The 6,720-nt window shown below is 59.7% G+C and carries 6 protein-coding genes; all 6 read left to right on the forward strand.

Going from position 1 to position 6,720, the window contains the following annotated elements; genetic code table 11:
* The first annotated feature begins 28 nt into the window (after positions 1-28).
* On the forward strand, positions 29-1,069 hold the full coding sequence (locus MAXJ12_RS24925; protein ID WP_040587831.1) for a UDP-glucuronic acid decarboxylase family protein: 1,041 nt from the start codon (positions 29-31) through the stop codon (positions 1,067-1,069).
* Positions 1,066-2,049 (forward strand): UDP-glucose 4-epimerase GalE, encoded by a 984-nt coding sequence (gene galE / locus MAXJ12_RS24930; protein WP_008838831.1) that lies wholly within the window; start codon positions 1,066-1,068, stop codon positions 2,047-2,049. Before MAXJ12_RS24925 ends, galE begins: the two co-directional genes overlap by 4 nt.
* Positions 2,046-3,896 (forward strand): glycosyltransferase family 2 protein, encoded by a 1,851-nt coding sequence (locus MAXJ12_RS24935; protein ID WP_008838832.1) that lies wholly within the window; start codon positions 2,046-2,048, stop codon positions 3,894-3,896. The genes galE and MAXJ12_RS24935 overlap by 4 nt, the downstream gene beginning before the upstream one ends.
* Positions 3,897-3,927: 31 nt before the next feature.
* On the forward strand, positions 3,928-5,352 hold the full coding sequence (locus MAXJ12_RS24940; RefSeq protein ID WP_008838833.1) for a UDP-glucose dehydrogenase family protein: 1,425 nt from the start codon (positions 3,928-3,930) through the stop codon (positions 5,350-5,352).
* 4 nt (positions 5,353-5,356) lie between these two features.
* Positions 5,357-5,938 carry a DUF995 domain-containing protein gene (locus MAXJ12_RS24945; protein ID WP_008838834.1) on the forward strand — a complete coding sequence of 194 codons (582 nt, stop codon included), beginning with the start codon at positions 5,357-5,359 and terminating at the stop codon, positions 5,936-5,938.
* Positions 5,939-5,958: 20 nt separating this feature from the next.
* Positions 5,959-6,720: glycoside hydrolase family 26 protein (locus MAXJ12_RS24950; protein ID WP_008838835.1), on the forward strand; the 762-nt coding region annotated here is incomplete at its 3' end.

The following is a 6,720-nucleotide window of genomic DNA, read 5'->3' on the forward strand; positions in this document are numbered from 1 at the left end:
AGTCGCAGAAAGCTTGGGGTTAGAACAGATGGATATTTCACGCTCGGTGCCGGCTCTCTCGGTCGTTGCTACCACCTCGGATTGTGACTCTGAATCGCGTTTGCGGCGGATCCTCGTTACCGGTGGAGCCGGTTTCCTCGGATCTCATTTGTGCGGAGTTCTCCTTGAGGCAGGCCACCATGTCGTCTGTGTCGACAATTTTTCAACCGGGCTCGAACGCAATCTCAGCGATTTGAGGGACTTCTCGACGTTCAGTGTCATCAGGCACGACATCGTCGATCCGATCGATCTGGAGATCGACGAAATCTACAATCTCGCCTGCCCGGCCTCGCCGCCCCACTATCAGGCCGACCCGATCCGGACCATGCGCACCAGCGTCCTCGGCGCCCTCAACATGCTCGACTTGGCCCATCGACGCGGCGCCAAAATCTTCCAGGCATCCACCTCCGAAGTTTACGGCGATCCCCACATTCATCCTCAGCCGGAATCCTATTTGGGCAACGTGAATGCGATCGGACCACGGGCTTGCTATGACGAAGGCAAACGCAGCGCCGAAACGCTCTTCTTCGATTACCAGCGGCGCCACGGTCTTCGCATCAAAGTCGTCCGCATCTTCAACACCTATGGCCCGCACATGCGCCCTGACGACGGGCGTGTCGTTTCCAACTTTATCGTTCAGGCCCTCTCGGGCAAGGATATCACCATCTATGGTGATGGCTCCCAGACCCGTTCATTCTGCTACGTCGACGATCTGATCAGAGGCTTCCATTTGATGATGGATTCGGCTGACGAGGTCACCGGTCCGATCAATCTTGGCAATCCGGGCGAGTTCAGCGTTGCCGAGCTTGCTGCGATGGTCATCGACCTGACCGGTTCGCGTTCCCGTATTGTCCAGATGTCGCTGCCGGCCGACGATCCGCGCCAGCGGCGCCCCGACATCACCCGGGCGGAAATGCAGCTCGGCTGGCGGCCCAACACCGCGCTTCGCGACGGCCTCGTTCGGACGATTGCCTACTTTGACAAAGTGCTTAGCACCGAAAACGCCCTGCAGGTCAGGAGGATCGCGTGACGATCAACATCCTCGTGACCGGCGGCGCCGGTTATATTGGCAGCCATACCGCCAAACTCCTCAGCTCCAGAGGTTTTGTGCCGATCGTCTATGACAATTTGACGACGGGTCACCAATCATCGGTGCGTTGGGGGCCACTCGTTCATGGCGATATTCTCGATACGGATCGTCTTGCCGCGACTATGGCGGAATACGAGCCAAAGGCGGTTATTCATTTCGCTGCTTCTGCCTATGTCGGGGAGTCGGTCGAGAATCCCTCAAAGTATTACCGAAACAACGTGATTGGCACGCAGTCGCTTCTGGATGCCTGCCATCGGACAAATGTCGGCGAGATCATTTTTTCTTCCAGTTGTGCGACCTACGGGGTTCCTTCCGTCCTGCCGATCACGGAAGCGACGCCCCAGAATCCGATCAATCCTTATGGCAGAACCAAGCTGATCGCCGAACAGATGCTGCGGGACTATGCGGCAGCATACGGCATGCGTCATGTCATCTTGCGCTATTTCAATGCCTGCGGCGCCGATCCCGACGGCGAACTCGGCGAATGGCACGACCCCGAAACGCATCTCATCCCGAGGGCTTTGCTCACGGCGGCGGGCCGAATACCGCATCTGCCGATCTTCGGCAACGACTACGAGACGCAAGACGGCACCTGCATCCGCGACTACATCCACGTCAGCGATCTGGCGCGTGCGCACGTCCTTGCCCTTGATTACCTTGAAAGAGGCGGCGAGGACCTTGCGGTCAACCTCGGGACCGGGCGCGGGTCCTCCATCCGGCAAATTCTGGAGACCATCTCCCGGATCACCGAACGGGACGTCGCGATCAAGCTGCATTCAAGGAGGCCTGGCGATCCGCCGGCGCTTTACGCCGATCCGACTTTCGCCCAGCAGGCGCTTCGGTTCTCAACCGAGTATTCCGATCTCGAGACGATCGTGAGAACCGCTGCGCCTTTCTTCGGACTGGAGGCGCGGGTATGACGATGGCTGCAAACAGGCAAGCAACGCAACCCGTCACAATGACAACGGAGCCGCTGATGGTTCCGGTGATGACGGGCCGCCGCCGGATTGAATATCTGATCGGCGCCGTCGCCTGGCTGGCCGCGCTCGTCTATTTCTGGGCCTGGTGGTTCAAGCCAGGCCACTATACCAGCCTTTCCGGTTTCGTGAGTGTCACGCTTGTTGTTGCATGGGTCACGCTCCTGCCGGCCTATTTCCTCGCGGTCTTCTATCGAGCCCGCAAACCCAACGGGCCATTGCGGCTGCCGGCAGGGAGCCGTGTAGCGATGGTGGTGACCAAGGCGCCTTCCGAGCCGTTTTCGGTCGTTGCAACCACCTTGAAGGCCATGCTCGCGCAAGATGTCCGTCACGACACGTGGCTTGCCGACGAAGATCCCTCGCCGGAAACTCTGGACTGGTGCCGGCAGCACGGCGTCTTCGTCTCGACGCGCAAAGGCCAGGCAGATTATCACCGTGCCGCTTGGCCGCGGCGCACCCGCTGCAAGGAAGGCAATCTTGCCTTCTTCTACGACCATTACGGCTACCAGCGCTACGATTTCGTGGCCCAGCTCGACGCGGATCATGTTCCAGAGCCCGGCTATCTGGGCGAGATGTTGCGACCTTTTGCAGACCCCACCGTAGGCTATGTCTCAGCGCCAAGCATCTGCGACCGCAACGCCGGGGAAAGCTGGTCGGCGCGCGGGCGGCTCTATGCCGAAGCCAGCATGCACGGCGCCCTGCAAGCTGGCTACAATGGCGGTCTCGCGCCACTTTGCATAGGCTCGCATTACGCAGTTCGCACTGCCGCACTGAAGGAGGCCGGAGGGCTCGGGCCAGAGCTTGCCGAGGACCACTCAACCACGCTGATTATGAACGCCTATGGCTGGCGCGGGGTTCACGCTCTGGACGCCATCGCCCATGGCGATGGTCCGCGTACATTTACCGATCTCGTTACCCAGGAGTTCCAATGGTCACGCAGCCTCGTGATGCTGCTCCTGAAATATTCACCGCTCTACGTGCCGCGCCTGCCCTTTCGGCTCAAATTCCAGTTCCTGTTTGCGCAGCTTTGGTATCCCCTCTTTTCGTCTTTCATGGCGCTGATGTTTGTGATGCCCATTATCGCCTTGCTGCGCGGTGAGAATTTCGTCGCCGTCACGTATCTGGGCTTTCTGGCACATTTCACTCCACTTTCCATCGTGCTGATGGTGATGGCCTACCGCTGGCGGGCGACCGGCTCGTTCCGGCCGTTCGATGCAAAAGTGCTGAGCTGGGAGGCGATGTTCTTCCTCTTCGCGCGCTGGCCATGGGCCTTGGCCGGTACAATCGCGGCGGTGCGTGACTGGGCAACCGGGTCATTTGTGGATTTTCGCGTCACGCCGAAGGGCCGCCGCGAAGTTGACCCGTTGCCATTTCGAATTCTCGCACCGTATGGCGTTCTGTCGATCGCGTCGGCTCTTCCTGTTCTGCTTGTCGACAACGCCGGCGAGACCCGTGGCTTCTATATCTTCGCCATCGTCAACGCGATTCTTTATGCGGCGCTGCTTCTGGTGATTGTCGTGCAGCATGCTCGCGAGAACGCGGTCAGGGTCTCGACACCCTTTTATCGTCCGGCGATGGCGGCGGGCCTTCTGTCCATCTTTCTGCTGCCGGGACTAGCGACTGCGGAGCGCGGGGTGGAGGGATTGGAGTCGCTCGCATGGGGAGCCGGGCGCGTGAGTTTCTTTGAAGCGAAATACGCGGCCGCGGGTGCAGGGCTCGGCGGATCGGGCCTGCGCAGGATCACCTTCAGGCCGAGATGGCTGCCTGAAAAGCCAATCACGATCAATTAACCGAAGAAAGGGCGCGCAAGCGCTGGAGCACATGAAAATTGCAATGATCGGAACGGGTTATGTCGGCCTTGTCAGCGGGACCTGCTTTGCCGAATGGGGCAACCGGGTCGTCTGCGTCGACAAAAACGCCGAAAAGATCGAGCAGCTCAAGCAGGGTAAGCTGCCAATTTACGAGCCTGGGCTGGACAAGCTTGTGGAGCGTAATCAGATTGCCGAGCGCCTGTCCTTCACGACCGACCTCACTTCCGCGGTGAAGGGTGCCGATCTTATCTTTATCGCAGTTGGGACACCGCCACGCCTGGGCTCTGGCGATGCCGATCTCTCGTTTGTCTACATGGCAGCTCAGGAAATCGCGGAATCGCTCGAAGGCCATCCCACCGTGGTGGTCAAATCCACAGTCCCGGTGGGCACAGGAGACGTGGTCGAAAAAATCATCGCCGCTGTGCGGCCTCGTGGCAGCTTTTCCGTCGCTTCCAATCCCGAGTTTCTCCGCGAGGGGTCGGCCATCGATGACTTTCTGTTCCCCGATCGGGTCGTTGTCGGCGTCGAAGGTCCACGCGCGCTGGAAGCGCTAACGGCGCTTTACAGTCCGCTTGCACGTGCCAATACGCCAGTCGTCGTGACCCAGCGACGTGCCGCTGAACTGATCAAATATGCCGCGAACGCATTTCTCGCGACAAAGATCACCTTCATCAACGAGCTTGCCGATCTTTGCGAGCAGGTGGGCACCGATATAGACGACCTGGCGCTCGGCATCGGCCTCGACCACCGGATCGGCCAAAGCTTCCTCAAGGCCGGACCAGGCTACGGCGGCTCGTGCTTTCCGAAGGATACGCTGGCGCTCCTGCGCACCGCCCAAGACTACGGCATCGCTTTACGTGTCGTCGAGGAGACCGTGGCGGCCAACGAAGCACGCAAGCGGAAGATGGCGCTCAAGGTGATCGATGCCGTCGGAGGCGATGTCGAGGGTCTGACGATTGCCGTCCTTGGCCTCACCTTCAAACCCGATACCGACGACATGCGCGATGCGCCTTCGATCCCACTGATTGAGACATTGCAGCGTTTCGGAGCCAAGATTCGGGCGCACGACCCTGTTGGCATGAAAAACGCAGCACGTGTGCTCGAGAACGTCATGCTGTTGGACGATCCATACGAATGCGTCCGCGATGCGGATGCTGCGGTCGTCGTCACGGAATGGGAGAGCGTTCGACAACTCGATCTCGATCTGATGAGGCAGCTGATGCGGTCTCCAATCCTTGTCGACCTGCGCAACGTGTTTGGGCGGGGGGCGGCGCAGGCCGGCTTTCAAGTATCGAGTGTCGGTCGGCCTGCGTCCACCCAATCGGACGTCACCGTCACGATCCAGCCTGTGAGCGGCGATCCCCAGCCAAAACAGCAGGGCCGGGGCCGGGCGGGGCTTAACGCGCAGGCAAAAACCATCATGAATTGGAACTAGGACAATGGCGAAGTCACATCGTGGCGGCGGAGCACTGCAAAATACAGATGAGCACCGTCGCTGGTTCTTGCGAACCGCATGCGTCGTTTCGGCCTTGACAGTCTTTGCCGGTCAAGGCGGCGCCGGCGAGAAGGTCGTGCCTCCCGCAGATGCGACAGTCATGACGGCCGGGGAGCTTCACGCGCTCTACAACGACCAGACGTGGGTTTGGTCCGACGGCGCGGGTCGGATGCAGTCCGACGGGCGACGCTTTGTGGCCTGGGCGGGGTCAGGCGCGAGCGCCACATGGGCGGAAGGCCGATGGACCATCACCAGCAGCGGCCGCTTGTGCTTCAAGGCACGATGGCATTCGTCGTCTGGTAGCCATCCGGCCAAAACCTGCTTCGCCCATAAGCGGCGTCGCGGCGAAATCTATCAGAGAAAAGAACCAACGGGCGACTGGTATATCTTCAAGCACGCCGTCTCGGAAGAGGGCGACGAATTCAAAAAGCTCACCGACAAAGACTTGGTTTCGCCAGTACTGGAAACGGTCAGGTCTCAGCTTCGAGAAAAAAGCCCGGCAACGAGCCAACCCGCCACCGAATAAATAAACAGGAGTGTATCGACATGAACACCATCATCAGCAAGAAGACATCGAGGGCTATCGCGCTCTCGATTGCTACGTTGGCTCTGTCAGGAGCAGTCCTGGCAGCCAGCAATCCCCGGGGCATTCCCTCGGCGACTTCGTCTGCCAAGGCGCCATTCGCGGACAAGCGGCCGATCACCACGCAAGCGTCGATCGATCTTGGCGCCTACGACCCCCACGGCGACTTCGGCAACGATGCCGATTCCAAGATCGAACATCTCTTTCTGCCTTGGGAAGATGTCGATCTGTCGTCATTGGTCATCGCCGACGAATACGCCGTGCAGCGCGGACGATCGCTCCTGATCACCGTGGAGCCGTGGTCGTGGGACGTCGACTGGAGAGTGACGTCAGACGAGCTTTTGGCGGGGATCCTGGCAGGCCGGTACGATGCCAACATGGCAGCGGTCTGCTCCGAGGCGGCTAAATTGAAAAGCCCTGTCACCATTCGATGGGCACAGGAGATGGACGAAACCGACAATCAGTTCTCATGGGCGCATTGGGCTCCCGACAGTTACAGAACTGCCTACCAACGAATGGTGACGGAGTGCCGGAAGCACATCCAGACCGCCACCTATATGTGGTCGCCGAAAGGAAATCCGGAACTGGTCGACTTTTATCCAGGTGATGAATTTGTCGACGTCGTGGGATTGTCGGTCTTTGGTCTGCAGGACTACGACAGGGCAACTTTCGGCAAGGAACGCACTTTCACCGAGGCGCTCGAGCCGGGCTATCGGCTGGGCGGG

The organism is Mesorhizobium alhagi CCNWXJ12-2 (genome assembly GCF_000236565.1).
Lineage (GTDB): Bacteria > Pseudomonadota > Alphaproteobacteria > Rhizobiales > Rhizobiaceae > Allomesorhizobium > Allomesorhizobium alhagi.

Bases quoted from the DNA above. Each gene is read 5' to 3' on its own strand.
- MAXJ12_RS24925 (WP_040587831.1), top strand. From the start codon at position 29: ATGGATATTTCACGCTCGGTGCCGGCTCTCTCGGTCGTTGCTACCACC.
- MAXJ12_RS24935 (WP_008838832.1), top strand. From the start codon at position 2,046: ATGACGATGGCTGCAAACAGGCAAGCAACGCAACCCGTCACAATGACA.
- MAXJ12_RS24940 (WP_008838833.1), top strand. From the start codon at position 3,928: ATGAAAATTGCAATGATCGGAACGGGTTATGTCGGCCTTGTCAGCGGG.
- MAXJ12_RS24945 (WP_008838834.1), top strand. From the start codon at position 5,357: ATGGCGAAGTCACATCGTGGCGGCGGAGCACTGCAAAATACAGATGAG.